Genomic DNA, 1,713 nt, shown 5'->3' with positions numbered 1-1,713 from the left:
TTTGAAGGACCAATTTGGCAGATTGTTGTCTGTCGCGATGGGCAGCAAACGGCCCAGAGTGTGTAAAAACGCTTCGCCAAAATTAAAGTGTGCGCGTCTACGTTAAATATGAAATTTATTGACCCGTCAGGCAGATGTGGATTTCGCATAGAAGCGCGATTTCCAATCCGGTTTTGAGTACCTGCCGCGCCGAAAAAACGTTTTTACACAGCCTCGGCCAATAGCAGCCCATCGAGACCGGCCGCTAGCCGATCCTGTCGTGAGGTGAGGTGAGAAGCTATGCGCTGACCTTCGGAGCAAGTCACCAAAACATGCTGGCTTTGCTCCGGCCAGCGAATTGGCTGAATCGTTCAGCGGGCGTTTCGTAGTTCATGTAGTTTTCTGTTGGGGGGGAACAATTGTTCAGGCAGTGCTGCAATACGAAGATGATGCATTTCAGACACGAAATGTATAATGAGTACACAAATGAGTACAAATCAAACTTAGCTTCATACCAATCTAATAAAAACAATAACTTGCAAACATAATCACGATTTAACGTGTAAAACACCACACGTAAAAAAACCGCGCTCAGGCGCGGTTTTTTTTGGTCTTTGATTTGATGTGCGTCTATGGTTACTAGCATCTCCACATAAGATCGGGAGTTTGAATGATCCCCCGCGCCAGTTTCTTGCGTCGCCATGTCGATTCCCTGACTGAGAAAATCTTGACCCGCTGGTCTTCAGGCTGGCGGGACGCGCTGGCCAGCGCCATCGCTGCGGCGCTGGCATGGATTCTCGCGTACCACTTCTTCGGACATGCACACCCTGTGTTTGCCGCCATCAGCGCCGTGGTGTGCCTGGCACCGGGCCTGCCCAGTCACGGCAAACAAGCCGTTGGGTTGATGGTGGGTGTCGCCACAGGGATTCTCGTGGGTGAGGCGGCCTTGTTGCTGCCAGACGGCTACCCGCTGCTGCGAATAGGCTTTGCCACCTTTTCTGCCATCTCCATCGCTGCCCTCTATGGCCTGGGCGCGGTAGTACCTATTCAGGCCGGGGTTTCAGCAGTGTTGATGCTGGCCGTGGGCCCGGAGACCGCTGGCGTGGTGCGGATGCTCGACGTATTGGTCGGTGCAGGCGTTGGGTTGGTGTTCAGCCAAGTACTGCTCACGCCTAACCCTATCGGGATTATTGACACTTCAGCCAAGGAGCTGCTTGAAAAGCTCGCGCGCGGTTTCAGTAAATGCCAGCAAGCCCTTGAAGAAAACGATTCCGACAAAGCCAAAAATGCAGTGCTGTTGTTCTCTACCGCCCATGACAGCCTGATTACGCTGGAAAACGGTATCAGCAATGCCCGCAATACCGCGCGCTGGACGCTGCGCGGGCGGTTTGCGTCCAGAGAAGTCAAAGACATCGCCAACCGTTATGAACGCCATGCGGTGCGTTTATATGCCAGCTCCCTGCTCTTCTCTGAGGCGTTTGCCGATGCATTGCGCAAGAAGCAAGGCTCGCCCCCGGCGTCATTGCATGAGCGTATCGCCAATGTCGCCAAAGGGTGCGCCGCCATTGCCAATGACAACGAGAAACCGATGCTGCTGCCCGTGGAACCCAGCCAGATCGAGGATGCCGTGTCCGCGCCCTGGCAGCTGTGCCTGCAACACATGAGCACGGTTGAAAGCGCTTTGGTGACGTTCGGCTTTACCACCCAGAACGACGCCAATAAACCCGCAGATCC

Annotated in this window: 1 protein-coding gene; it reads left to right on the top strand. The window is 54.2% G+C overall.

Annotated elements, in window-relative coordinates; translation table 11 throughout:
• Positions 1-649 precede the first annotated feature (649 nt).
• Positions 650-1,713, top strand: a 1,064-nt coding sequence (locus tag ACZRMS_RS26225) for an FUSC family protein (protein ID WP_153334572.1), incomplete at its 3' end; no start/stop codon positions are given.

The sequence above is a fragment of the Pseudomonas sp. B424 genome (assembly GCF_055408345.1).
Note: the sequence above shows the minus strand (reverse complement) of the source record. Positions and strands in the feature narration are given on the sequence as shown.